26 protein-coding genes are annotated in these 24,452 nt (G+C 56.1%); 8 read left to right on the plus strand and 18 right to left on the minus strand.

The genetic code is table 11. The features are described 5' to 3' along the window. Positions 1 to 16 precede the first annotated feature (16 nt). From ABIE64_RS20400 to ABIE64_RS20420, 5 genes are all read right to left on the minus strand, one after another. Entirely contained in the window at positions 17 to 1,129 is a 1,113-nt protein-coding gene (locus ABIE64_RS20400) for a peptidase C39 family protein (protein ID WP_247643547.1), read from the minus strand. 112 nt (positions 1,130 to 1,241) lie between these two features. Continuing rightward, positions 1,242 to 3,005, minus strand: a complete 1,764-nt coding sequence (locus tag ABIE64_RS20405) for a SulP family inorganic anion transporter (protein ID WP_354378429.1) — start codon at positions 3,003 to 3,005, stop codon at positions 1,242 to 1,244. A 73-nt stretch (positions 3,006 to 3,078) separates the two neighbouring features. Then, positions 3,079 to 3,492, minus strand: a complete 414-nt coding sequence (locus ABIE64_RS20410; protein ID WP_354378430.1) for a protein tyrosine phosphatase family protein — start codon at positions 3,490 to 3,492, stop codon at positions 3,079 to 3,081. 47 nt (positions 3,493 to 3,539) lie between these two features. Further along, complete coding sequence (locus ABIE64_RS20415; RefSeq protein WP_051682332.1) at positions 3,540 to 4,448, minus strand: MBL fold metallo-hydrolase; 909 nt, start codon at positions 4,446 to 4,448, stop codon at positions 3,540 to 3,542. Between the two features lie 34 nt (positions 4,449 to 4,482). Beyond that, a complete protein-coding gene (locus ABIE64_RS20420; RefSeq protein ID WP_037991445.1) occupies positions 4,483 to 4,713 on the minus strand; it encodes a YgaP family membrane protein in 231 nt (76 codons plus the stop codon). A 199-nt stretch (positions 4,714 to 4,912) separates the two neighbouring features. Between ABIE64_RS20420 and ABIE64_RS20425 the strand changes: the two genes are divergently transcribed. Together ABIE64_RS20425 and ABIE64_RS20430 are read left to right on the plus strand one after the other, a co-directional pair. Next, positions 4,913 to 5,653: a TenA family protein gene (locus ABIE64_RS20425; protein ID WP_354378431.1), complete on the plus strand. Its 741-nt coding sequence runs from the start codon at positions 4,913 to 4,915 to the stop codon at positions 5,651 to 5,653. After that, positions 5,650 to 6,132, plus strand: coding sequence for a GNAT family N-acetyltransferase (locus ABIE64_RS20430; RefSeq protein WP_354378432.1), 483 nt, complete (start codon positions 5,650 to 5,652; stop codon positions 6,130 to 6,132). Before ABIE64_RS20425 ends, ABIE64_RS20430 begins: the two co-directional genes overlap by 4 nt. Positions 6,133 to 6,178: 46 nt before the next feature. Here the strand turns inward: ABIE64_RS20430 and ABIE64_RS20435 are convergent, their stop codons facing one another. The 8 genes from ABIE64_RS20435 to pcaD all read right to left on the minus strand — a co-directional run bounded on the left by ABIE64_RS20435 (position 6,179) and on the right by pcaD (position 13,133). Then, complete coding sequence (locus ABIE64_RS20435) at positions 6,179 to 7,519, minus strand: 3-carboxy-cis,cis-muconate cycloisomerase (protein WP_354378434.1); 1,341 nt, start codon at positions 7,517 to 7,519, stop codon at positions 6,179 to 6,181. 140 nt (positions 7,520 to 7,659) lie between these two features. After that, positions 7,660 to 8,865 (minus strand): 3-oxoadipyl-CoA thiolase, encoded by a 1,206-nt coding sequence (gene pcaF / locus ABIE64_RS20440; RefSeq protein WP_354378435.1) that lies wholly within the window; start codon positions 8,863 to 8,865, stop codon positions 7,660 to 7,662. Positions 8,866 to 8,876: 11 nt separating this feature from the next. Continuing rightward, positions 8,877 to 9,650, minus strand: a complete 774-nt coding sequence (locus ABIE64_RS20445) for a CoA-transferase subunit beta (RefSeq protein ID WP_354378436.1) — start codon at positions 9,648 to 9,650, stop codon at positions 8,877 to 8,879. Between the two features lie 14 nt (positions 9,651 to 9,664). Next, entirely contained in the window at positions 9,665 to 10,519 is an 855-nt protein-coding gene (locus ABIE64_RS20450; RefSeq protein WP_354378437.1) for a CoA transferase subunit A, read from the minus strand. Between the two features lie 131 nt (positions 10,520 to 10,650). Further along, complete coding sequence (gene pcaG, locus ABIE64_RS20455; RefSeq protein WP_354378438.1) at positions 10,651 to 11,238, minus strand: protocatechuate 3,4-dioxygenase subunit alpha; 588 nt, start codon at positions 11,236 to 11,238, stop codon at positions 10,651 to 10,653. A gap of 3 nt (positions 11,239 to 11,241) precedes the next feature. Next, positions 11,242 to 11,943, minus strand: a complete 702-nt coding sequence (gene pcaH / locus ABIE64_RS20460) for a protocatechuate 3,4-dioxygenase subunit beta (RefSeq protein WP_037991464.1) — start codon at positions 11,941 to 11,943, stop codon at positions 11,242 to 11,244. A gap of 4 nt (positions 11,944 to 11,947) precedes the next feature. Then, positions 11,948 to 12,340, minus strand: a complete 393-nt coding sequence (pcaC, locus tag ABIE64_RS20465) for a 4-carboxymuconolactone decarboxylase (protein ID WP_037991466.1) — start codon at positions 12,338 to 12,340, stop codon at positions 11,948 to 11,950. Then, a complete protein-coding gene (gene pcaD / locus ABIE64_RS20470; protein ID WP_354378439.1) occupies positions 12,333 to 13,133 on the minus strand; it encodes a 3-oxoadipate enol-lactonase in 801 nt (266 codons plus the stop codon). Before pcaD ends, pcaC begins: the two co-directional genes overlap by 8 nt. Before the next feature lie 130 nt (positions 13,134 to 13,263). Here pcaD and pcaQ point away from each other — a divergent pair, with 130 nt between their 5' ends. The 5 genes from pcaQ (at position 13,264) to ABIE64_RS20495 (ending at position 18,479) form a co-directional block, all read left to right on the plus strand. After that, positions 13,264 to 14,205, plus strand: a complete 942-nt coding sequence (gene pcaQ / locus ABIE64_RS20475; protein WP_037991474.1) for a pca operon transcription factor PcaQ — start codon at positions 13,264 to 13,266, stop codon at positions 14,203 to 14,205. Positions 14,206 to 14,438: 233 nt separating this feature from the next. Beyond that, complete coding sequence (locus tag ABIE64_RS20480; protein ID WP_354378440.1) at positions 14,439 to 15,473, plus strand: TRAP transporter substrate-binding protein; 1,035 nt, start codon at positions 14,439 to 14,441, stop codon at positions 15,471 to 15,473. 95 nt (positions 15,474 to 15,568) lie between these two features. Then, on the plus strand, positions 15,569 to 16,072 hold the full coding sequence (locus ABIE64_RS20485; RefSeq protein ID WP_354378441.1) for a TRAP transporter small permease: 504 nt from the start codon (positions 15,569 to 15,571) through the stop codon (positions 16,070 to 16,072). Then, complete coding sequence (locus ABIE64_RS20490) at positions 16,065 to 17,456, plus strand: TRAP transporter large permease (RefSeq protein ID WP_354378442.1); 1,392 nt, start codon at positions 16,065 to 16,067, stop codon at positions 17,454 to 17,456. Before ABIE64_RS20485 ends, ABIE64_RS20490 begins: the two co-directional genes overlap by 8 nt. Before the next feature lie 102 nt (positions 17,457 to 17,558). After that, complete coding sequence (locus ABIE64_RS20495) at positions 17,559 to 18,479, plus strand: helix-turn-helix domain-containing protein (protein ID WP_354378443.1); 921 nt, start codon at positions 17,559 to 17,561, stop codon at positions 18,477 to 18,479. A gap of 22 nt (positions 18,480 to 18,501) precedes the next feature. Here ABIE64_RS20495 and ABIE64_RS20500 read toward each other — a convergent pair whose 3' ends face one another. From ABIE64_RS20500 to ABIE64_RS20515, 4 genes are all read right to left on the minus strand, one after another. Continuing rightward, complete coding sequence (locus tag ABIE64_RS20500) at positions 18,502 to 18,957, minus strand: baeRF12 domain-containing protein (protein WP_354378444.1); 456 nt, start codon at positions 18,955 to 18,957, stop codon at positions 18,502 to 18,504. 91 nt (positions 18,958 to 19,048) lie between these two features. Then, the gene (locus tag ABIE64_RS20505) at positions 19,049 to 19,882 is read right to left on the minus strand and encodes an ABC transporter permease (protein WP_209221889.1); all 834 of its coding nucleotides are present in this window, start codon (positions 19,880 to 19,882) and stop codon (positions 19,049 to 19,051) included. Continuing rightward, positions 19,872 to 20,645 (minus strand): ABC transporter ATP-binding protein, encoded by a 774-nt coding sequence (locus ABIE64_RS20510; RefSeq protein ID WP_354378445.1) that lies wholly within the window; start codon positions 20,643 to 20,645, stop codon positions 19,872 to 19,874. Before ABIE64_RS20510 ends, ABIE64_RS20505 begins: the two co-directional genes overlap by 11 nt. A gap of 74 nt (positions 20,646 to 20,719) precedes the next feature. Then, on the minus strand, positions 20,720 to 21,790 hold the full coding sequence (locus tag ABIE64_RS20515) for an ABC transporter substrate-binding protein (RefSeq protein ID WP_354378446.1): 1,071 nt from the start codon (positions 21,788 to 21,790) through the stop codon (positions 20,720 to 20,722). Positions 21,791 to 22,308: 518 nt separating this feature from the next. On the opposite strand from ABIE64_RS20515, the gene ABIE64_RS20520 reads away from it, so the two are divergent. Beyond that, the gene (locus ABIE64_RS20520) at positions 22,309 to 23,526 is read left to right on the plus strand and encodes a TIGR03862 family flavoprotein (protein ID WP_354378447.1); all 1,218 of its coding nucleotides are present in this window, start codon (positions 22,309 to 22,311) and stop codon (positions 23,524 to 23,526) included. 3 nt (positions 23,527 to 23,529) lie between these two features. Here ABIE64_RS20520 and ABIE64_RS20525 read toward each other — a convergent pair whose 3' ends face one another. Beyond that, a complete protein-coding gene (locus ABIE64_RS20525; RefSeq protein ID WP_354378448.1) occupies positions 23,530 to 24,327 on the minus strand; it encodes a hypothetical protein in 798 nt (265 codons plus the stop codon). Positions 24,328 to 24,452 lie beyond the last annotated feature (125 nt).

Genomic DNA, 24,452 nt, shown 5'->3' on the forward strand with positions numbered 1-24,452 from the left:
CAAACAAAGGGTCGGTTTATCCGGCCCTTTTTTCGATGAAGACTGCCGCCTGAAGCTTGTCCCGGCCATAGCGCGCCATAAGGTCAAACTCGTTGCGCAGGATCGGCGTCGATACGCAATCGCTGCCACTAAACGGTTCGTGATCCTCGCCAATATCAGGATCGGTGACATAGACATACCGGTCATCAAATCCCGAAACCACGACCCAATGCGGGATTTTATCGCCGTAAATCCGATACTGGCTGATCAGAACAAGCGCGATCTTGCCCTGTTTTGACCGTTCCTCGATTTCCGCAATGCTAAACGGCCCGGTGGTCACCGGAATACCGGCTTCGCGCGCCTGACGGGCGAAATCATAATGCACCAGCTCCACGACCTCGCGGTTTTTGGGTTTGCGCACGGTATCGACGAAAAGCGGCCCGTCTCGGCTGCTTAAAACCTCGACATCAAATCCGCGCCGATGCGCCGCCAGTCCAAGACCAAGCGGCCCGCACCCGCCATGCCCCGACGTCATGAAAATCGTCGTCGCCTCGCGCCAAAGCGCAATCTCCTGATTGCGATCCATTTCAATATCGGGATCAAGCGCATTCATCGCCATCATCAACGCCGCCGGACCACAGGTAAACGGCAATGTCTGATGATAAAAATGGATCGGCGATGGCCGACGCAATGATTGCGGCACCAGAACCCGTTCCATACGCAACGCGTCGGAATGGTCGGGATAATAATCGGGATAAAGCGCAAATTCGCGGTAACCCGCCGATTTGAACAGACGGATCGCCGTATCGTTATCCAGATTGACTTCAAGACGCAGGATCGGCGCGCCGAAATCAAGGCTCAGCTCCTCGGCCCGGTTCAAAAGTGCGCGGCCAATACCCAGCCCACGATGTTCGGCCAGCACCGCCATGGAATAAAGCCGCGCCATCGCAACGTTGGACCTGAAAATCACCAGCGCATAGCCAATCACCACCCCGCCCTTCTCGGCAACGCACAGACGCGCGGTATCGATACCAAGGAAACGCTTGAACGCGCGGCGTGACAGACGGTCGATGGCAAAAGATTGGTTTTCGATGGCACAAAGGGCATCCAGATCGCCCTCGACCGCCATACGAAGTGATAAGTCGCTCAAAACGGCACCTTCAAACACATGGCATGCGCGCCATTGTCGCGCGCCGTGACCATATCGTTCTAATCTCTCGAAACTAAAAGTGCAATTTTGGCAGATGTGTCACGCAAAAACGCTATCCTGCCTCTACGGTCGCGATGCCGTCGCCATCCTGATCCGGGTTGATGATCATTGGGTCAAGGGCGGCAATCGCGGCATATTGGGATAAAAACACCTGCCCGCTCAGATGCGATAAAAACGCGGTGCGCGCCAACCGGTCCATCACCGGTCCCTTGACCTCAGATAGATGGAATTTAACCCCGGCATCGCGCAGACGCAGATTGATATCCTCAAGGCTTTCAAGACCGCTGGCGTCAATTTCATTAATCGCCGGACACATCAAAATCACATGCGCCAAACCCGGATTCTTCGCCACCAGATCATAAATCCGGTCTTCCAGATAACGGCTATTGGCAAAATAAAGACTTTCATCGGGGCGCACCGTCAAAACCCGCGTGCCGGTCAAAACCTGATGACGATGGATATTGCGAAAATGTTCGGTTCCAGGCACCAGACCGACCACCGCAATATGCGGGCGGCTGGTGTGATGCAGATGCAAAATGATCGACAGCAGCACACCGCTGATCACCCCCGGCTCGACACCAAACAAAAGCGTTACGGCAATGGTCGCCATCATCGCGCTGAAATCGCGTTTCGAATAAACCCAGACCCGCCGGATCGCCGCAATATCCACAAGGCTTAATACCGCGACAATGATGGTTGCGGCCAATGTCGCATGCGGCAGAAAATACAAAAGCGGCGTTAAGAAAAATGTCGCCGCCCCAATCGCAATCGCGGTTATCAAACCGGCGGCGGGTGTTTGCGCCCCGGCATCGAAATTCACCACCGACCGGGCAAACCCGCCCGTCACCGGATATCCGCCCGAAAAACCGGCGGCGATGTTCGATGCGCCAAGGGCAATCAATTCCTGATCGGGAACAATGCGCTGGCGGCGCTTGGCCGCCAATGTCTGGGCAACCGAAACCGATTCAACAAATCCGATCACGCTGATCAGCAATGCCGGCACCAAAAATTGCACGACAAGTTCCGGGTCAAAGGATGGGATCGACAGCCCGGGAAACCCGACCGGAACATCGCCAACAATCCGCACGCCCACCGCCGCCAGATCAAACTGCCAGACCAGCCATGTTGTGACGATCACCACCAGAACCGGCCCCGCCTTGGTCAAGAACGACGCCCAAACCCTGGCCATCCCCAACCGCACCAGAAGCGACCCCATCGACATCCGCACCCAAAACAGGAAAATCAGGCTGCCAATCCCGATCAAAACCGTCGAAAGGTTGCTGTCTGCAACGGATCGCACAATCGCAATCGCGGTCTGCACCGCATTTCCCGACGGGATCTGAAGGCCCAGAATATGGCGCAGCTGCCCCAACGCAATCAGGATGCCCGATGCGGTAATGAAACCTGATATGACCGGATGGCTCAAAAAGCTGGCCAGAAATCCCAAACGGAAAATCCCCATCGCCAGCAACATCAAACCCGACATCACCGCCAATGTCACCGCCGCCATTAAGGCATTAACGCCCTCGGGCAATTGTGCCGCCCCAATGGTCGATGCCGTCATCAATGAAATGACCGCAACCGGCCCGACGGCCAGGGCACGGGACGTGCCAAACACCGCATAGGCAATCAATGGCAGGATAGAAGCATAAAGCCCGACTTCGGGTGGCAATCCCGCCAGCATCGCATAAGCCAGACTTTGCGGGATCAACATTACCGTCACGATCACCGCCGCCGTCATATCGTTGGCGGCGTCGTGTCGGTTATAGGTCCGTCCCCAGTCAAGGATCGGAAAATAACGGTGCAACCGTTTCACATTCGGCACTCCGGGCCATCAAGGCCACAAATCACGTCGGCCCGTTTCCGCCAATGGCTGCACCGCTGAATTATCAGCTCCGTGCGGCGATCCGCGGTACCAGACCAGACATGTCATACCCCGCATCCGCAGCCGTTTTGACAATATCCTCGACCGGCATCTTCCCGGCATTGGCAAGCGACCACAAAATCGTGCAGCGCGTTCCGGTCCGGCAATAGGCAAACACCGGTTTGGGGGCTTCGTTTAACGCCTTGGCAAAGGCATCGGCATCGCCATCCTGCACATTGCCACTCATCACGGGTTGAAACACCGCCGTAAGGCCAAGTTCCTCGGCACGCGCCTTGACCGCACTAAACGGTGGCTGGCCGGGATCTTCATTGTCCGGCCGGTTGCAAATGATCGTCTTAAAACCGGCTTGGGCAATGTGATCCAGTGCCTCAATCGGCATCTGGGGCGATACGGTAAGATCGTCATTCAGGCGTTTCATCGTCCTTGCATCCATTCTTTCGCGTCGGAATCGTCCCGCCTTTGCCCTCAAAGGCTGTTAAGCGGGATCTTGAGATAACGGATGCCATTATCTTCGGCTGGTGGCAACTCCCCAGCGCGCATATTTACCTGAACCGATGGCAGGATCAGGCGCGGCATATCCAATGTCGCGTCCTTGGCCTTGCGCATTTTGGTGAATTGATCCTCGCTGATACCTTCGCGGACATGGACATTATGGGCGCGTTCTTCGGCCACCGTGGTTTCCCAGATATAAATATCGCGCCCCGGTGCCTTGTAATCATGGCAAAGAAACACCCGTGTTTCTCCCGGAAGGGCCAGAATCTTTTGCACCGACCGATAAAGTGTCGCCGCATCCCCGCCCGGAAAATCACATCTTGCGGTGCCGAAATCGGGCATGAACAACGTATCGCCGACAAAAACGCTATCACCAATCACATAGGACATGCAGGCGGGTGTATGCCCTGGCGTATGCAGCGCACGCGCCGAAAGCCCGCCGATTTCAAACGTTTCCTCATCCTCGAACAGATGGTCGAACTGACTGCCGTCGCGCTGGAATTCCGTTCCGGCGTTAAACACCTTGCCAAATGTTTCCTGCACCACACTGATCTTTGATCCGATACCCATGCGCCCGCCCAGCTTGTCCTTCAAATACGGGGCCGCCGACAGATGATCGGCATGGACATGGGTTTCAAGTATCCATTGCACCGTAAGCCCTTCCTCGCGTACAAAGGCAACAATCGCATCGGCGGAAACGGTATTGGTCCGGCCACTTGCCGGGTCATAATCCAGAACCGAGTCAACAATCGCGCAACAACTGCTTTGCGGATCGCGCACCACATAGCTGATCGTAAAGGTCGCCTCGTCAAAAAATGCCTTCACCACCGGCATTTTCGATTTGTCCGCCCGAAGCGACGGTTTGCCTGATCCGATACTCATGCCACTCCTCCGGTATTGTCGGGCACCGATAATGCTAGTTTGTGGATGTCTGACAGGTGCAAATACCCAAAATGCGATACAGCAGGCAGAATCGCATAACCCCGGTCAACAGGATGACCGCGCCCACAATCATCGCAAGCCAGCCAAAACCGCCAAGGGTGGCAAACGGACCGGCCTCGGTCGCAAGAATGAACGGCAATACAATCAGGACAAGACCAAGGATGATCCGTACCACACGATCAAATGTTCCAACATTGGCTTTCATCGCGAAACTCCGCTTTTTAAATGGATGAATAATCTTTGGCTCAAAGATTATAATTAAACATTATAATAATCAAATGTAATTTTATCATTTTTTTGTGTTAAAAATGATCCATCGCAATGCAATGCACAAAACCACCCGGTTGCGGTCCTTTCCCGCGCGTGCTAAGCCCCTCTCAAATCAAAATTTCTGGGGATGGATCATGGCCGACAACGTTGCATCACAACCCGAAAATGCCTCAACACCTGATTGGCCAGTCTGGCAGGCACAAAATCCGGCGGGCACATTTTCCCAGTGGCTCAAGGCGTGTGTTGCCGATGATTGGCACAAGGTCACCCACCATCCCTTTACCGATGCCTGGGGCAAGGCCGCGGTTCCCGACCGCAATCTCAAAAACTATCTGATTCAGGACCACCGTTTCATCGACCGGTTTGTTGCCCTTCTGGCCGGTGCCGTATCACGTGCGCCAACGCTGCCGGACCGGATTCCGGCCTGCCAGTTTCTCGCCCTTCTGACCGGACCGGAAAACACCTATTTCGAACGCTCACTTGATGCGCTGGGCGTCACCGAACAGGAACGCCGCGAAATGCCGGATTGGGACGTCACGAGCGCCTTCAAGGATCTGATGCGCACCGCCATGGAAAGCAACGACTACGCCAGTATGCTGGCGGTTCTGGCCGTGGCCGAAGGCACCTATCTTGGCTGGGCGGATCGGGTTCACAATGAAATCGAAAGCCACCCCACAGAATTCTGGTACGCCGAATGGCTTGATCTGCATATCGGGACCTATTTCGAAAGCGTCGTCGCCTTCCTCAATGATCAGCTTGATAAAACCGGACCGACACTCGATGACACGGCCCGTGCAAACTGTCTTTCCTGTTTTCGCAAGGCAACCGAACTTGAAGTCCGGTTCTTTGACGCGGCGTGGGGTTCACAAACGTGATCACCATCCGCCCGTATCGCGCAACCGATGCATCGGTGCTGACCGAAATTTACACCCGTTCCGTCACGGAACTGGGATCACGTGCCTATAACCCTGATCAGGTCGGCATCTGGGCGTCTCTCGCCCCAACCGCAGAACGGTTTGCCGAACTGATGGATGATGGTCGCCTGCGCCTGATTGCGGTGGATGCAAACGACCGGGCCGTCGCCTTTTGCGATCTCGAAGCCGACGGGCATCTCCATTTTCTGTATGCCCTGCCCGAACTTGCCGGTACCGGTGCGGTCAGGATACTTTATGACGCCCTCGAAAAATCGGCACGTGACCGCAACATCGCAAAGCTCTATTCCGAAGCCAGCGAACTCGCCAAGGGCTTCCTGTTAAAACAGGGCTTTCACGTGGTTGAACGCCGCGATTTTGAAGTCGCCGGGGTCCCGATACATAACTACGCCGTTGAAAAACGCCTGCGTCCTGTGACCTGATCGGGGCAAAATCAAAAGGCGGTCATTTCCCGACCGCCTTTTCATATCAACTGTCCTTGATCGCCCGACGGGCGGTTGTCACCACCCGCTCGACAAAGGCATCGGCCTGCCCGATATAATGCGCCGGATCGCGCAGCTTGGCCCAGTCGATCCCGACATCGGTAAGTTTTGGCAATTCATCAAACAGATTGCTTTGATTGGCGGCAGACCGCGAAAGCGCATCCTTGACCAGCTTGTCCGCCCCGTCACGTCCAAGATGCTCGGCAAGCGCAAAGGTCGCGGCCTCCGCCAGCATCGCCCCGCGTGACAGTTCAAGATTGGCCGCCATCCGGTCAGCATTGACCTTAAGGCTCGGCACCATATCAACCGCCTGCGCCAATCCCGCCGCCGTCGCCATGATCATCTGCGGCAAAGTCAGCCATTCCAGCAACCAGCTTGCCCCGGATCGTTCATGTTCATGGATCTGGCTTTGCGCAAATGTGCCAAGCTGCCCGGCATTGAACCGCGCCAGCGTAACCAGCATTTCGGCCTGCACCGGATTGGATTTATGCGGCATGGTCGATGATCCGCCGCCCTTGCCCGGCTGGACTTCGGCAATTTCGGATTGCGCCAGCAACACCAAATCCTGCCCCATCTTGCCAAGCGCACCGCTCAGCGCGGTTAACTGTGCGGCAAAATCGACCAGAACATCGCGCTGGCTGTGCCACGGCATATCGGTTGGGGGCAGTTCAAGTTCATCGGCCAGATTGCGTTCAACCTCAATCGCCTTATCCCCGATGGATGCCAGCGTTCCTGCCGCCCCGCCAAAACTTAACCGGAACAGATCGGTCGATAATGTATCAATCCGCTGATCAATCCGCACCAATGGTGCCAGCCATCCGGCGGCCTTAAGCCCGAATGTGGTCGGCACCGCCTGTTGTGAACGGGTCCGCCCGATCATGACCGTTGCCCGGTGGGTTTCGGCCTGTGCAATCAATGCCTTGATCAGCTTGCGCGTCCGGCGGCGGATAATCCCCACCGCATCGCGAAGCCGCAACACAAGCCCGGTATCAACCACATCCTGACTGGTTGCGCCAAAATGGACATAGCGCGCATCATCCCCGCCGACCTCGGCCTTAAGCGCCTTGACCAATGCCGGAACCGGCACACCGGCACTTGCCGTACCCGCCGCAAGCGACGCCGGGTCGGGGCGAAATTCGCGGCACACATCGGCAATACGGTTCGCACTTGTTTCCGGGATCACGCCTGCGCGTGCTTCGGCCGATGCCAGTGCCGCCTCGAACAGCACCATTGATGCAATCTGCGCATCGTCGGTAAACAGGGCGGCAATTTCCGCATCGGCAAACAGATTGCCAAGCATCGCGGAATCAAAGGGCGAAATCGTCATCTGGTTTGGTCCACCGTTTAAACAGGTGTTATTTCAGGTCCTTAGTGTCGCGCTGCGACTGCGTTCGGTCAACAACACAAAAAGAAGCCCCTGCCCGTTCTTCCAACGGCACAGGGGCCTTCTTGAAAGCAAACGATCAATCAGACCGCTTCAAGCACAATGGCAATGCCCTGCCCGACGCCAATGCACATCGTCGCCAGCGCATATTTGCCGCCACTACGTTTCAACTGCATCGCAGCCGTCCCGGTGATACGTGCGCCCGACATGCCAAGCGGATGACCAAGCGCAATCGCCCCGCCATTCGGGTTCACACGCGCATCGTCATCGGCAATGCCAAGATCGCGCAATGTCGCAAGCCCCTGTGATGCAAAGGCCTCGTTCAGTTCAATCACGTCAAGCTGATCGGTGGTAAGACCAAGACGCGCCAGAAGCTTCTTGCTGGCCGGTGCCGGGCCAAAGCCCATGATGCGTGGCGCAACACCCGCCGTCGCACCGCCAACCACCTTGGCAATCGGTTTCAGGCCGTATTTCTTGACCGCCGCTTCCGATGCAATGATCAATGCCGCCGCGCCGTCATTAACCCCCGATGCGTTGCCTGCCGTTACCGAACCACCTTCGCGGAACGGGGTTGGCAATTTACCCAGCTTTTCAACTGTCGTGCCCGGACGCGGATGTTCATCCTTGTCAACGATGATCGGGTCGGCCTTGCGCTGCGGAATGGTGACCGGCGTGATTTCCGCGGCCAGATTGCCGTTTTCCTGTGCCGCCACCGCCTTGTCCTGCGAACGGGCGGCAAAGGCATCCTGATCGGAACGGCTGATCTTGAAATCCTCGGCGACGTTTTCACCGGTTTCAGGCATGGAATCAACGCCATACTGCTTTTTCATCACCGGATTGATGAAACGCCAGCCGATTGTGGTGTCATGGATTTCCGCATTGCGTGAAAAGGCACTTTCGGCCTTTGGCATCACGAACGGCGCACGCGACATGCTTTCGACACCGCCGGCAATCATCAGATCGGCTTCACCCGATTTGATCGCGCGTGCGGCCATGATGATCGCGTCCATGCCCGACCCGCACAGACGGTTGACCGTCGTACCAGTCACAGTTTCCGGCAATCCGGCCAGAAGCAGCGACATGCGCGCCACGTTGCGATTGTCTTCCCCGGCCTGATTGGCACATCCGAAAATCACGTCATCGACATCGCCGAAATCAACATTCGGATTGCGTTCGATCAGTGCCTTTAGCGGAATGGCACCAAGGTCGTCCGCACGGACCGATGAAAGACTGCCGCCAAAACGGCCAATCGGGGTACGGATAAAATCGCAGATATAAGCATCAGCCATATGTGGGGTCCTTACTGCTGGCCTTCATGGGCCTTGGCGGTGCGGGCATGCAGGTCACGCAGGACCTGAAGCTCGTGCGCGTCGGGCACCGGAGTTTCGGCGACTTCATCAGCAAATTCAACAGTCCAGCCGGTGTTTTCGATAATATCTTCGCGCGTCACCCCCGGATGGATCGATGTCACGATGAAATGCTTGCCAACCGGATGCGGTTCCATGATGCAAAGATCGGTAATCAGCCGCGATGGCCCTTTGGTATCAACACCATAGGACGCGCGGTCATCACCGCCCTTGCCATGACCAAGCGAGGTCACGAAATCGATCTTTTCAACAAAGCCGCGCTTGCTTTGTTTCATCACCAGAAACACCTCGCCACAGCTCGTCGCGATTTCCGGCGCGCCGCCACCACCCGGCAGGCGGACCTTGGGATCGTCATAATCGCCAATCACGGTGGTATTGATGTTGCCATATTTATCAAGCTGTGCCGCGCCAAGGAAGCCGACGGAAATCTTGCCGCCCTGCAACCAGTAACGGAACATTTCCGGCACCGGCACGGTATTGATCGCCGTTTCGCAAAGCTCGCCATCCCCGATGGATAACGGCAATACGTCTGGCTTCGTACCAATCGTGCCGCTTTCATAAATCAGGGTCAGTTCTGGCGCATGCGTCAAACGTGCAAGGTTGCACGCCGCCGACGGCATGCCGATGCCGACAAAGCACACATCATCATTCTTGAGTGCGCGCGAGGCAGAAACCGTCATCATTTCGGTAGGGGTATAGTCAACCATGATCTTTCCTCCGCTTACCCTTTGTTCGCTGCGCGCTTGGCGGCGAAATCTTCGGGGCCGCCCTTCATGACATGCTCATCGATCCACGCGGTGAAACTGTCGCGATCATTGGCGATCTTGTCCCACGCCTTGTAAAACGCGTTGTCGCGCTTGTAATAGCCTTGAGCATAAGACGGATGCGCACCACCCGGCACCTCGACAATCGCGGTCACCGCCCAGTTCGGGAGCATCACGGCGTTGTAGGGAACATCGTCAAAATTATCGACGATCTCCTCGACCGTGATGATCGACTTTTTCGCCGCCAGAACGGCTTCTTTCTGAACACCGACAATGCCTTCAAACAGGACATCGCCCTTCTTGTTGGCTCTCTGGGCATGGACCACGGCAACATCCGGGCGAATGGCCGGAACAGCGGCAAGGCTTTCACCAGTGAACGGGCATTCGATGAATTTGATATTCTTGTTCACGCGCGGCAATTCCGCCCCGCGATATCCCTTGAACACCGCACAGGGCAGCCCCGCCGCCCCCGCGTCATAGGCATTGGCCATTGCCGCGTGGCTGTGTTCCTCGATCTCAAGCTTGTGCGGCCAGCCTTCCTGAACCGCATCGCGCAACCGGTGCAAAGACCCGACACCGGGGTTCCCGCCCCACGAAAACACCAGTTTCTTTGCACAACCGGCCCCGATCAGCTGATCATAGATCATGTCGGGCGTCATCCGGATCAGGGTCAGATCCCTGATCCCCTGCCGAATGACCTCGTGCCCGGCGGCATGCGGGATCAGATGCGTGAAACCTTCCATCGAGACGGTATCGCCATCCTTGATGCAGGATGCGACAGCCTCTTTAAGCGACATGAAACGTGCAACCACGGTAAAACTCCTGTGGTAACCAGAACAAGAAAACGCGGCATATCTCAGCCGGATGCGTTGGAATGATTTGGATGGCTGCGCCTACCGGCTTTCCCCAAAGCAGCGAACACAGCCATCCGGACCGAAGCGACTTACACGTCGAAGAACACGGTTTCCGCGTCCCCCTGCATGTGAATGTCGATCCGGTATTCAACCCCGGTACGGGTTTCGACACGCTTGGCAATCAGCGTGTCACGGCGATCAGCGGGAACCGATTGCAGGATGTCATCCTTGGCATTCAATGCCGCCTCGTCATCGAAATAGAAACGGGTAAAGGCATGAACCAGCATGCCGCGCATGAACACGATGACATTGACAAACGGGGCCGTACCATCGGCAACAACACCCGGTTTGACGGTGTCAAAGTAAAAGCGGTTCTGCGCATCCGTGCCGGTGCCACAACGGCCAAGGCCCCGAAAACCCGATGATGCAACATCAACCGGATTTTCGGCATAGTTTCCCTTGGCGTCGGCCTGCCAGATTTCGATCATCGCGTCATTGACGACATCGCCGTTGCCATCAAGAACACGACCAGTGATGCGGATATGTTCGCCTTCCGCGTCCGGTCCGGCGATGGTCGTGTCGGCAATGTCGGTAAAGTCGTATGCATATTGCCCGGCGGTCAGGCCATAGGCGAAATACGGACCAACCGTCTGCGAGGGGGTTTCACCATATGCCATGACTTAATTCTCCATCGGGGTGGCATTGCGTCCGCGAAGGACGATGTCGAACTGATAACCAAGGGCAAAGCCTTCCTCGGTCTTCTCGATCGAGAATTTCGCAATCAGGCGTTCGCGTGCCGCGGCGTCCTCGGTACCCAGAAAAATCGGATCAAGTTCCAGCAACGGATCGCCGGGAAAATACATCTGGGTCACAAGCCGCGTGGCAAAACCCGGCCCGAACAACGACAGATGAATATGGTTCGGACGCCATGCATTGAAATGGTTGCCCCACGGATAGGCTCCCGGCTTGATCGTATAGAAAACATAATTGCCGTTGGCATCCGTCATGCACCGGCCCGACCCGCGAAAATTCGGGTCAAGCGGCGCATCATGCTGATCCACCTTATGCACATAACGCCCGGCTGCATTGGCCTGCCAGACCTCGACAAGAATGTCGGGCTGCGGGCGGCCATTGGTATCCATGACCTTGCCATGCACCACAATGCGTTCGCCCAGCGGTTCACCATTGGTGATACCGTTTTTCGTCAGATCGAAATCAAGCTTGCGAACTGATGCCGGGGCAAACCGCGGGCCAGTACCCTCGGTCAGACCGGATTTGATGGCAAGCGGGGCACGCGTCGGACCGCGCAGAATGGTGGATTTGTAACCGGGCGCGATAAAGGGGGCGTGGGAACCCCAATCACGCGGTTTGAATGTGGACATGGCGTTACTCTCCCTTGGCGGCCGCATCGATCTCGGCATAGGTTTGTTTGGCAATGCGGAACGCCGTATTGGCGGTGGGAACACCGGCATAGACCGCAACATGCATCAGAACTTCACGGATATCTTCACGCGTGGCACCGGTATTAAGCGTCGCCCGGATATGCATCGCCAATTCTTCTTCATGGCCAAGCCCGGCCAGAAGCGCGATGGTCACGATGCTGCGTTCGCGTTTGGTAAACGCATCGCTGGTCCAAACACCATTCCAGACATTCTCGGTGATGTAACGCTGAAAACCGGCATCGATTTCCGTGACATTCGCCGATGCACGATCCACATGGGCATCGCCCAGAACGGAACGGCGGGTTTTCATACCGACTTCATACCGGTTCTCAGACAAGGTTCTTCTCCTTGATAAATCGGTCGATCAACCGGGAAAGCAATTCCGGGGTTTCAAGGCACGGCAAATGCCCGACCCCGTTTATAAGTTCGAATTGGGCACCGGGGATCATCCCGGCCATCTCGCGCACCACATCGGGCGGTGTCGCCAGATCGTCCGATCCGCAAATACAAAGGACCGGCACCGAAATCCGGGTCGCCGCATCACGAAGATCGCCATCACGAAGCGCGATACAGGTTCCGACATAACCCTCCACCGTGGTGCGCACCAGCATGTCGCGATACATCGCGGTTTCAAGCGGACGGTCACGGCGATATGTCGGCGACAACCACCGTTCGATGATCGCATCGCCAAGAACCTCGATACCGCCTTCCCGGATGGCATTGATCCGCATGTTCCAGCCATCCGCATCGCCAAGTTTCGGCGCAGTATCGCAAAGGATCAGACCGCGAACGCGCTCTGGCACCAGTTCGGTGACCTTCTGCGCAATCAGTCCACCGACCGACAAACCGCAAATAATCACGTCTTTGACGCCGAGATAATCCAGAAGCCCGATCAGGTCATTGGCATGCAGGTCGATATTGTAATCCGCCCCGCCAATGCCCGATAAACCATGCCCGCGCTTGTCATAGGTTATGACGTTAAACCGGTCGGCAAAGGCCGGGGCAACATCGTTCCAGATACGCAGATCGGTACCCAGCGAATTTGAAAACACCAAAGCCGGGCCATCTTTCGGGCCGGTCTGGCAATAATGGATATGTGTCCCGTTGATCGGGGCGACTTGTAAACTCATGTCATTTCCACCCTGACTTGTTACGCCCAATCTGGCAGGCGACTTTGGTTATGTAAAATGAGGATTTGCGTTAAATGCATAACTATACAATTATACAAAACAGGAATATTTGATTTCTGGAATGGTAACCATGCTTGATCAACGCATTAAATTCCGCCATCTGACCTGCTTTCTGGAGGTCGCCCGCCAGCGCAGCGTCGTCAAGGCCGCCGACACATTATCGATCACCCAGCCGGCCGTATCCAAAACCATCCGCGAACTTGAAGAACATCTTGATGCCCGCCTGTTTGACCGGTCCAAACGCGGCGTCACGCTGACCGATTTCGGCAAGGTGTTTTTGCGTTATGCCGGGGCCAGCGTCACCGCTCTGCGTCAGGGTGTCGACAGCATCAGTCAGGTGCGCATGCAGGGCGGGCTTTCGATCAATCTTGGCGTTCTGCCAACCGTCGCCGCCAGCGTCATGCCAAACGCCATCCGCCGGTTCAAGGCACTCAGCCCCGATACAACGGTCAAGGTCGTGGCCGGACCAAACGTCATGCTGATGGGGCAGTTGCGCGTCGGCGAACTTGATCTGGTGGTCGGCCGCCTTGCCGAACCCGATCAGATGTCGGGCCTGTCCTTCATACATCTATATTCCGAACATATCTCTCTGGTTGCGCGGCCCGGTCATCCATTGCTGGCCGATAAAAACCCGGATATCACGCGCATTCGCGAATTTACGGTTCTGGTGCCGCCCAAACAGGCGATCATTCACTCGACTGTCGACAAAATGCTGATTGCGCATGGCATCGGTGCCCTGCCCGACCGGATCGAAACCGTTTCGACATCCTTTGGCCGCGCCTTTACCCGCGAAACCGATGCGATCTGGATCATCTCGAACGGGGCTGTGGCATCCGACATTGCCGAAGGCCACCTTGTCGAATTACCGATAGATACCAGCGATACCTTTGGCCCGGTGGGCCTGACCACCCGTATCGACAGCCCGGTCTCACCCCCGGTCGAAATCCTGATCAATGCCGTCCGCGAAGAAGCCGCCCGGCATCATGCAACCCATGCCCGCCACGATACATAATCATATGGTTATGAAAACAAGCGCCAATATCATTATACATAACCATGCGACGACCATTAGATTGATTACAAATTGGCATGGCAGCTGTGCATAAACGGCAAACATGCGAACAAAAAGAATAACAAAAACAACAAGAAAAAAACTTCAGGAAAACTTTGCAGATAAAAAACGCATCATGGCTGAGACGTTTGATGGCGTTTGGCAACGCCACGGGACGTTCAAAGGAGGAAAGAATGAAACACATCACGAAACTGCTGACAGGTGCCGCCGTTGCGACCATGGTGTCGTTTGGCGCCCACGCACAGGAAGTCACCCTGACGATCCAGCACTTCCTGGGCCCGAAAGCACCGGCCCAAGCCCAGATGATTGAACCGTGGGCCAAAAAGATCGAAGAAGAATCCAACGGTCGCATCAAGTTTGAAATTTTCCCGTCCATGTCGCTGGGTGGCAACCCGCCGGAACTGTATCGTCAGGTCCGTGATGGTGTCGCCGATATCGTCTGGACCCTGCCGGGTTACACCCCGGGCGTCTTCCCGCATACCGAAGTTTTCGAACTTCCGGGTGTTCATCTGGGCGATGCACGCGCGACCAACCTCGCGATCTGGGACCTGATGGAAGACATGGCACCGGACCTTAAGGACATCCATCCGCTCGCCGTTCACGTCCATGCCGGTCAGGCCATCCACCTGACCCAGAAAGAAGTCCGCACCGTTGCCGATGTCAAAGGCCTCAAACTGCGTACACCGACCCGTACCGGTTCATGGGTGATTGAATCCTGGGGTGCAGAACCGGTTGGCATGCCGGTCCCGGCCCTGCCGCAGGCCATGTCGCTTGGCGTGGTTGACGGCGGCCTGGTTCCGTTCGAAGTCGTCCCGCCGCTGAAACTGGCTGAACTGGTTTCCTACTCCGTCGAAGGCCAGGGCGTTAATTCCCGCTTCGGCACCTCGGTCTTCCTGTTCGCCATGAACAAGGACCGTTACGACAGCCTGCCCGACGATCTCAAGGAAATCATCGACCGGAACTCCGGCCGCGATTTTGCCGCCCAGATCGGTGATGTTTTCAACAATGTCGAAGAAGTCGGCAAGAAAATGATCAACGATGGCAAGGGTCAGGTTGTTCAACTGACCCCGGAAGAAAAAGCAACCTTTGACGATGCATCCGCATCGGTTGTTGATCGCTGGATCGAAGAAGCCAAATCGAACGGCATCGACGGTGCTGCATTGGTCGAAAAGGCCAAGGCTGCCGTTCTCGCCCATACCAAACAGTAATCTTTCCAGATTACTGGCAAATCTGACAGGGTTACGTATCATCACGTTACGTAACCCCGTTTTCCCGCAAGATTGCCCGCGAGAATGAATGACAGATGAAACACGTGCTTAACAAGGCCGCATCATGGCTTGCCGTGGCGGGTGGTTTTTTGGCCCTGCTGATCGCGGTGGTAACCATCGTCAACGTTACCGCATTCGGCCTGGACAAACTCGCGCGCCTGTTTGGTGCGAATTTCCCGGCAATTATCGGCTACGAGGATTTCGTCAGCATGGTTGTCAGTTCGGCAGCCCTGATGTTCTTCCCCTATTGCCAGACCCGTTACGGCCATGTCGCCGTCGACGTGTTTATCAAAATGTTTCCCAACTGGTTCGCGCGCGGCGTTGATATCATCTCTGGCGTCCTGATGACGCTGCTGGCCCTGTTCCTTGGCTATATGATGATCAACGGCCTGATCGAAGTCCGCAGCGACAATACCCTGTCGGCAATTCTGGGCTGGCCGATCTGGCCGTTCTATGTGCCGGGCATCATATCGATGTTCCTGTGGGCGCTGATTGCCGCAAGCCAGATTTTCGAAAGCGAGGCCACGGCCAATGTCTGAACGCGAATTAATCGGCCTTGGCGGTCTTGTACTGCTGTTCTTTATTCTGGCACTGCGCGTTCCGGTCGGGCTTGCCATGATCGGGATCGGGATCGGCGGCAACTATGTGCTTAGCCTGTTCTTCCCCTTCCTGCGCTTTGAACCCTATCTGCAACAGTTCAAATCCCTGTTTTACGGGATTGTATCGAACTATGAACTCTCGGTCGTGCCGTTATTCGTCCTGATGGGCTACCTCGCCAGTCAGGCCAACCTTTCACGCGATCTGTTTCAGGGCGTCAATGCCATTCTGGGCCGGTTCCGGGGTGGTGTTGCCATGGCCGCCATCGGGGCTTGCGCCGGGTTTGGCGCGGTTTGCGGATCATCGCTTGCCACCGCATCGACCATGGGCAAGGTCGCCCTGCCGGAATTGCGCCGCCTGAATTATTCGCCGCGCCTTGCCACCGGTACGCTGGCGGCGGGCGGGACACTTGGCATCCTGATCCCGCCGTCTGTCGCACTGGTGATTTACGCCGTCACGGTCGAGGCATCGATCATCCAGATGTTTCAGGCCGCCATCATCCCCGGCCTGATCGCGGTTGCATTCTTTATGGGTGTGATCGCCATTCAGGTCCGCCTGAATCCAAGCCTCGCCCCGATCCCCGAACCGATGGAACCGGCCGAACGTCGCGAAGCATTGCTGCGCCTGATCCCGGTGATGGTGATTTTCGGATCAATCATTCTGGGCCTTGGGGCCGGTCTGTTCACCCCGACCCCGGCGGCCGGTGTCGGCGTGTTTGCCATTCTGGTTTATGGCGGTTACATGCGCCTGCGCGGCAAGGGTGGCCTGACATTTTCCGGCCTCAAACAGTCGCTGCGCGATACGGCTGTCACCACCTCGATGATCTTCTTCATCCTGCTGGGTGCCGAAATCCTCAAGGGTTTCTTCAGCCGTGCCAACCTTCCGGCCTATATGGCCGAGGCCGCCGCCACCAGCGGCCTTGATCCCTGGCTGATCATGGTTCTGATGCTGCTCGCCCTGATCGTTCTGGGCTGCTTCATGGAAAGCCTGTCGATGATCGTGGTGATCATCCCGTTCTTCTGGCCGGCCCTGGTCGATATCAATGGCGGTGACTGGGCAACGGCGGCAACCGCGGCCTATGGCATGGGGGCCGAAGACCTTAAAATCTGGTTTGGTATTCTCGCTCTGATTGTCGTGGAGCTCGGATTGATAACGCCACCGGTGGGATTGAATGTGTTCATCATCAACGCCCTTGCCGATGGCGTCCCCATGAGCCAGACCTTCCGCGGCGTCATGCCCTTCTTTGCCGCCGAGATCGTCCGCATCATGTTGCTGATCTTTGTCCCGGTCCTGACATTGTTTGTCCCAACATTCCTCGGCGGTTAGCAACGCGCATCATAAGCTTGCGAAAAGCCCGCCCGCTGTGGCGGGCTTTTCTTTTGGTCAAACCCGAAAACCGCTAGACTGTCCCAAAGCAAACAGCAACACATGATCATGGTCGCAACCCGCAACAGCATTCCGGTCTATAAACTTTACGGCGAAACCGGCGATACCGTCCCCGGAACCGCCGAACAGATTGCCATTTCCGAACCGGAATTCTTTCATCTCGAAAGCATCCCGTCGCGATCCAAACTGCATGACCTGCACATTCAGCCGCACCGTCACGCCAATCTGTTTCAGCTGCTTTACATCACGCACGGCGATGCCGGGATCGAATTTGACGACCGGCAATTCACCATGCAGGTCGGCCATCTGCTGACCCTGCCGCCCGGCACCGTGCACGGCTTTCGCTTCAGCCCCGATATCGACGGCTGGGTCATTTCACTGACCGACTATCATTTGCAGGAAATTCTGGCCCCTGCCCCGAAATTGCTTGCACGCCTTGACCGACCACTTTGCGTTGATGCATCGGCAACCGCCGATCAGCCAAGCCCGACCGATTTCCTGATCCGTCAACTGGTCGCGGAATATTACGGACATAATACCGGGCGGTTATATGCCCTGCGCAACATATTGGGATTGCTGTTGCTCGGCATCGGTCGTGATGCCCCGTCCGGCGATCCGGCGCGCCTAAGCCGCAAGGAACAGAAAACCGCCAAGTTCCGCAAATTCCAGTCGCTGATCGAAACCTTCTACAATCAGCACAAACCGCTGGAATTCTACGCGCGCGAAATCGGCATCACCACGACACAGCTCAACCGCATCGCCAAGGACATCTATGGCATGACCGCCATCGAAGTCCTCCATCACCGCCTGATCCTGGAAGCCAAACGCACCCTGATCTATACCGACATCGCGGTTCAGCAGATCGCCGATGAACTGGGCTTTCGCGATGCCGGATATTTTTCGCGCTTCTTCGCCAAAAAGGCCGCGATGTCACCGGTGCAATTCCGGCAGGATCACCGGTAACTCCGGCCAAATCCGGGACCGGTCAAAGCCAGCCACCCGTCCCGCTCAGATGCTTGGGCAAATCCCCAAGCGGCACATTGGTCAGATCCTTGACGATTTCCCCATCAAGCGTCTCGGCCAATGGCTTGGGCATTTTGGTGCGGACCTCGCCCATCACCTTGGGCGGTGCAATGACAATCAGATTGTCAAACCTGCCCTGCTTGCACTCATCGGCAAGATATCTGACGACATCATCGACGAATTCCTTCTGGGCATGTTCATGCGGATCGGATGCCGGGGGCATGGCGTGGCGTTGCTGATTACCTGCCGGATTGGCAAAACCGCGTCCCGGTTTGTCGCTGGCGATTTCCTGACTGGATCGGTTATCGGCCTGCATTTCCTCGACCGTTTCCAGATGACGGCCTTCGGCATCGCGCGTAACCGCAATCACATGCGCCTTGCCTCCATCGGCCACGAGAATCCACTGGTTCTTATGCATTTCAACCTGCCTTTTTGTTGGGACTGTCCCCGGAACGTTACGGGGACAGCTTTGGTTCCAAATCAAGGCAGATCAAACAGTCCGAAATCGATTATCGCCAACCCAGCAACCAGCGATCCAGCCGCCCAAGCAACCAAGAAACACATAAGCCCAGAAGCGACAAAACCACCACACCGGCAATAAGCTGATCGGTCTGATACAGGTTCCCGGCTGCCAGAATAAGCGCCCCAATCCCGTATTGCGCCCCGATCATTTCGGCCGCAATCAGAAGGATAATCGCGATCGAGGATGAAATACGAAACCCCGACAAAATCGTCGGCAACGCACCGGGCAGGATGATCTTGCGGATCACCGACCACATCGGCAGATCAAAGCTTTGCCCCATGCGGATCAGGTTGCGCTGCACATTGTCCACCCCGCCGAATGTATTGATCACGGTCGGGAAAAACACGCCAAAGGCAATGGTGGCAAATTTCGATGGTTCACCAATGCCAAACCAGATGATGAAAAGCGGCAGAAGCGCAATTTTCGGGATCGGGAAAAGGGCCGATACAAACGCCACACCGGGCGACCGCGCCCAGCTGAACATCCCCACCAGAAAACCAACAAAAAGCCCGGCCACCGTCCCCATGATCCAGCCGCCAACAAGCCGCTGCAAGGACGCGCCAAGATGCAGCCAAAGATCACCCGTGACGATCAATTGCCAAAGCGCCTTGGCCACCGCAACCGGGCTTGGCATCGCAAGTTCGCTGATCACCCCGGTGCTTGATCCCAATTGCCAAAGCGCAATCACCGCCACGAAAAAGCCCCACGCCGCAACCGGATTGGCCTTCGGGTTAAAGCCCGTGGCGCGAAACCGGACATGGCTTGCCGGGGACGCCGCACCTTGGGGCTCCGCGCGCACTTCGCTAATATCATGCGACATTTTCAAGCTCCTTATCGGCCGCAATCGCCTCATCCCGGATCAGGTTCCAAAGGGCCTGCTCATGCACGATCAGCTCCGGCATGCCTTCGCGCCGCTCTGCTATCGGAATATCGATTGTGTGGATTTCCTTGATCGTGCCGGGGCGACGGCGCAATGCCACCACCCGGTTTGCCAGCCGCACCGCTTCGTTGAGGTTATGCGTCACATAAACCGCCGTCATGCCGGTCCGCGCAAATAACGCCGCAAATTCATCAAGCAGCAAAATCCGCGTCTGCGCATCCAGCGCTGATAACGGCTCGTCCATCAGCAAAACCGCCGGGCGGACGGCCAGCGCACGCGCAATCCCCACACGCTGCTTCATCCCGCCCGAAAGCTGTTTCGGATAGGCATCGCGGAAATCCCACAGATTGGTCTGCTCCAACACCTCTGCCACACGCGCATCACGGTCCGCCTTCGATAATCCGTGGTCTTCAAGCACAAGGCTGATATTGCCCGCCACCGTCCGCCACGGCAAAAGCGCGAAATCCTGAAACACATAAGTCAGCGGGTTAAGGCAGCCGTCCGGGGTGGCCTTGTCGCAAATCAGAATCTCGCCGCGTGTCGGGGCCAACAACCCGCCAATGATCGACAATAATGTCGATTTGCCGCAGCCCGACGGCCCGATCAGGGCGACGACCTCGCCCGGTTCGATCCCGAAATCGATATCGCGCAGCGCCTCGACCTGATCATATGAATGGCAAATGCCCTTGATTTGCAGCCGCATGGCACAATCCGTTTATCTGAAATCTACAAATGAAACGACCGGGCCAGAAGATGGCCCGGTCGGAAAATATCGCCTTACTCGGTCAGGGCCGGGATAAAGCTGGTATCGATGAATTTCGCCGGATCGGCATCGGCCGAAACAAAGCCGCGATCCTGATACCATTTGACCTGCGCCCTGACATCGGCAACGTCAAGCTTGGCTTCCTCGGTGATGAACATCGCGCCATCACGAATTTTCGGATAGGCCTTGTCCGCCGGATCGTTGGCATAAACATATTTATGCACGATCTCGAGGATTTCCTGCGTGGTGTCGCTTTCAACAAGCTTGCCATCCGCATCGGTCGCCAGAAGGGCCGCACGGTAATCCGCCACACCCTTCTGATAGGCCCGCACGAACTTCTCGACCATCTCACGATTTTCTTCGACATTCTCGGTCGATGTAAACAGGCCACCGACCTGATAAGGCACGTAATCCTTCACCCAGCCGATAATATGTGCCGCCCCGGCATTGGCCAGCGGCTTTGCGATATGCGGCACGATGATCATGCTATCGACCTGCCCGCTTTTAAGCGCACCGATCATGTTGGGAACCGACTGCAACGGTTTAAGCGACACGCTTTCCGGGTCAAACCCGGCCTTCTCCGCCACATTGCCGATCATGTAATGGAAACTTGATCCGACCTGCGACAGGGCAAAGCTATGACCGGGCAATTTATCAACCGATGTCAGCCCCGCCTCAAACGCCGCATTGGACGCCAGAATGGCCGATCCGTCATAACCCGGATCTTCATGCAACTGCGCACCAACAACCTTAAGCGCCCCCTTGGCCGCAAGGTTAAAGAACCCGCCCGTAAACGCCGTCACGCCAAAATCGGCATCGCCCGATGCAATCGCAACCGCAACCGGCTGGGCCGCCTGAAAGATCGAAATCTCGGCATCAAGGCCCTCGTCGGCAAGGTAACCCTTTTCCTTGGCAATAAATAACGGCGCGCTTGAAACAAACGCCAGTGCGGCAATCTCGACCTTCTCGTTGGCTTGTGCGGCCTGTGCGCCAAACGCCACAAGCGCGCTCGCCCCCATCGCCAGTGCAACAACCGATCCACGCGCCAGCCGTGCCGCGCCCGCCATTCCCCTCATCGAAACCATGTTTCCTCCACAGGATCATTATTTTTGAATGCGTTATAACCTTCGGAATTTTGTTAGCCGATTTATCGACAAATTGCCAATCTTTGCCGCATTTTTCCGCCAAAAGGGTCGATTTCACCCTTAATGCGCAAGTCACAGCGAACCCTATTTCCGCCAAGGTCGAATTTGCGCCCTCTCACGTCATTCACGGGCAGCCGGAACCTTCGTCTCACAACCTCCACCACAAAGATCGGATACTCCCGGCACCACAAACTGGATGCCCGCCTTCGCGGGCATGACGGGGATGGTAACGTTCCCTCTATCGCCACTGCCACGATGCCTGCGCCGCCCCGCTTCCTTTACCGTCTCCCGCCCCTCTACTGTCGCCTCGCTCCTCTACCGTCACTCCCGCGAACGCGGGAGTCCATCGTGCCACCCGCTCCCACACCGCCCCCAGTCTGCGAACAATCCCGCAAATTGCCATCCCCCGCCAAACCGGCTAAAACCGCCTGACACAAACCCACACCCAAAGGCCCCGCATGTCATCAAACCCGGATACCCCACCCCCAAAACCAAACGGCAAAACCGCGATGATCATCGGCGCGGGTCCAGCGGGGCTGATGGCGGCCGAACGCCTCGCCGGGTCCGGTCATGCCGTCACGATCTATGAGGGCATGCCAAGTGCCGGGCGCAAATTCCTGATGGCGGGGAAATCGGGGCTCAACATCACCCATGCCGAAGACCTCGAAACGTTTTTGTCGCGCTATGGCGCATCGCGGGCACGGCTCGAACCGCACTTGCGCAAATTCGGCCCCAACGAAATCCGCGACTGGTGTGCCGGGCTTGGCATCGAAACCTTTGTCGGCTCCTCGGGCCGCGTTTTCCCGACCGCGATGAAGGCAAGCCCGCTTTTGCGCGCATGGCTCAGGCGTCTGGATGGTTTGGGCTGCAAAATCCATTACCGCCATTACTGGACCGGCTGGGATGAAACCGGAAATGCCGTTTTCAAAACCCCGGACGGCAAAGTGACCGCCAAGACCGATATCACCGTTCTGGCATTGGGCGGCGGAAGCTGGAAACGGCTGGGATCGGATGGCAAATGGATGGAAATCCTTACAAATGCCGAGATCACATGCAACCCGTTCAAACCGGCCAATTGCGGCTTTGACGTCGCCTGGACCGATCATCTGATTGATAAATGCGCGGGGTCGCCTGTCAAGGCCGTGACGCTGACGGTCGCAACCAAATCCGGCCCGCAGCAAACCGTGCGCGGCGAATTCGTGATTTCCAGAACCGGGATCGAAGGCAGTGCCGTCTATGCCATCTCGGCGGCCCTTCGCGATCAATGGCTTGAAACCGGCGATGCTACCGTGACGCTGGACCTAACGCCCGACCGCGACCTCGCCGACGTCACCACGCGCTTAAACAAACCACGCGGCAAAAACTCGCTTGGCAATCACCTGCGCAAAGCGCTCGGCCTTGATGCCACCAAAACAGCCCTGATTTTCGAAACCACCCCCCGCGAAACCCTGAACGACCCCGCCAAACTCGCCATCGCGATCAAGACGCTCCCGCTTAAAATCACCAAACCCCGCCCGATTGACGAGGCGATCAGCACGGCGGGCGGTGTGGCATGGGAAGAACTCGACGAAACATTCCAACTCAAAAAACGCCCCGGCACCTATTGTCTGGGCGAAATGGTCGATTGGGAAGCGCCGACGGGGGGATATTTGTTGAGTGGGTGTTTGACTATCTAACATTTACTCTTGAGATAAGAAGGACAGCCAAAGCAAATCGTCTTCCAAGTAATTATCTGTAGACCGTTTATAACTATCTCGCGCAAAAAGTTCTGACGGCCTTATCTTTACCATTAGAGCAACTCCTACCCTTCCCTGTTTTGATCCAGCACCGTTTAACGCAGACCTATAATTCTGTATTTCACAGCGCGGCTCGGTCTTCTCATAGGGTAATTTTTTCACTAGCGTTTTCCATCTCTCAAACATCTCAAAATTTGTTTGGGTGGTGGAAATCTTCAATGGTGCCAGAACGGCTTGCATTTCAGACACTTTTTTCAAGAGTATTCGTCTTTTTTCCTCTTCAGCTTCACGTCTTCCTACGATCTTTTGATTCTTTTGATATTTATATTCTGCTACCCATTCTGGCCGTGCGTAACCTGCATAAAGATCTACCGCCTCACGATATTCGTTTAACTTGAATATCTCACAAATACTCACGACCTGCTTATCAGTTACATATCTGTGCTTCACCCAAAACTTTTCGACGCCTCGAACAAATTCGCTCTCCTTCCTGTTCAACTCGAAACTTAGGGGAGTATTGAGAATCTCTCCAAAGCTGGCTTGAGCAATTCGCTTTTGCTGTGAGCTATTTTCTTTTTCATCCTCTGCCCCCAAAAGCCTTCCGCCGATAAGCTTACCGAGTTGACTCCAATTCAAACCCAATCGGCTTAAATCAGATGTCACTTCTCGAAAAGTATGAACCGCAACATTGTCTGAGGCATCAGAGGCCTCTTGCAGTCTGTCAAAAAGCAATTGAACCATCACGCCCCCTCAACCAAATTAAAAACAAACAATAACAGGAGATTGCGCGATAATACATCAACAATATGTTGATATAAAAATCGACATATTGTGAATTACAGAATTAAATATTGAGAAGGAGACAG

It is taken from the genome of Thalassospira sp. MBR-102 (assembly GCF_040549275.1).
GTDB classification, from domain to species: Bacteria; Pseudomonadota; Alphaproteobacteria; order Rhodospirillales; family Thalassospiraceae; genus Thalassospira; species Thalassospira xiamenensis.

Excerpts from the sequence above, each read along its gene's own strand:
- ABIE64_RS20410 (WP_354378430.1), bottom strand. The coding sequence starts at position 3,492 with ATGAAACGCCTGAATGACGATCTTACCGTATCGCCCCAGATGCCGATT.
- ABIE64_RS20495 (WP_354378443.1), top strand. The coding sequence starts at position 17,559 with ATGATCATGGTCGCAACCCGCAACAGCATTCCGGTCTATAAACTTTAC.
- pcaD (WP_354378439.1), bottom strand. The coding sequence starts at position 13,133 with ATGAGTTTACAAGTCGCCCCGATCAACGGGACACATATCCATTATTGC.
- pcaG (WP_354378438.1), bottom strand. The coding sequence starts at position 11,238 with ATGGCATATGGTGAAACCCCCTCGCAGACGGTTGGTCCGTATTTCGCC.
- ABIE64_RS20510 (WP_354378445.1), bottom strand. The coding sequence starts at position 20,645 with ATGCGGCTGCAAATCAAGGGCATTTGCCATTCATATGATCAGGTCGAG.
- ABIE64_RS20480 (WP_354378440.1), top strand. The coding sequence starts at position 14,439 with ATGAAACACATCACGAAACTGCTGACAGGTGCCGCCGTTGCGACCATG.
- ABIE64_RS20490 (WP_354378442.1), top strand. The coding sequence starts at position 16,065 with ATGTCTGAACGCGAATTAATCGGCCTTGGCGGTCTTGTACTGCTGTTC.
- ABIE64_RS20420 (WP_037991445.1), bottom strand. The coding sequence starts at position 4,713 with ATGAAAGCCAATGTTGGAACATTTGATCGTGTGGTACGGATCATCCTT.
- ABIE64_RS20505 (WP_209221889.1), bottom strand. The coding sequence starts at position 19,882 with ATGTCGCATGATATTAGCGAAGTGCGCGCGGAGCCCCAAGGTGCGGCG.
- pcaQ (WP_037991474.1), top strand. The coding sequence starts at position 13,264 with ATGCTTGATCAACGCATTAAATTCCGCCATCTGACCTGCTTTCTGGAG.
- pcaH (WP_037991464.1), bottom strand. The coding sequence starts at position 11,943 with ATGTCCACATTCAAACCGCGTGATTGGGGTTCCCACGCCCCCTTTATC.
- ABIE64_RS20425 (WP_354378431.1), top strand. The coding sequence starts at position 4,913 with ATGGCCGACAACGTTGCATCACAACCCGAAAATGCCTCAACACCTGAT.
- ABIE64_RS20515 (WP_354378446.1), bottom strand. The coding sequence starts at position 21,790 with ATGGTTTCGATGAGGGGAATGGCGGGCGCGGCACGGCTGGCGCGTGGA.
- pcaF (WP_354378435.1), bottom strand. The coding sequence starts at position 8,865 with ATGGCTGATGCTTATATCTGCGATTTTATCCGTACCCCGATTGGCCGT.
- ABIE64_RS20415 (WP_051682332.1), bottom strand. The coding sequence starts at position 4,448 with ATGAGTATCGGATCAGGCAAACCGTCGCTTCGGGCGGACAAATCGAAA.
- ABIE64_RS20435 (WP_354378434.1), bottom strand. The coding sequence starts at position 7,519 with ATGACGATTTCGCCCTTTGATTCCGCGATGCTTGGCAATCTGTTTGCC.
- ABIE64_RS20500 (WP_354378444.1), bottom strand. The coding sequence starts at position 18,957 with ATGCATAAGAACCAGTGGATTCTCGTGGCCGATGGAGGCAAGGCGCAT.
- ABIE64_RS20485 (WP_354378441.1), top strand. The coding sequence starts at position 15,569 with ATGAAACACGTGCTTAACAAGGCCGCATCATGGCTTGCCGTGGCGGGT.
- ABIE64_RS20445 (WP_354378436.1), bottom strand. The coding sequence starts at position 9,650 with ATGGTTGACTATACCCCTACCGAAATGATGACGGTTTCTGCCTCGCGC.
- ABIE64_RS20525 (WP_354378448.1), bottom strand. The coding sequence starts at position 24,327 with ATGGTTCAATTGCTTTTTGACAGACTGCAAGAGGCCTCTGATGCCTCA.
- ABIE64_RS20520 (WP_354378447.1), top strand. The coding sequence starts at position 22,309 with ATGTCATCAAACCCGGATACCCCACCCCCAAAACCAAACGGCAAAACC.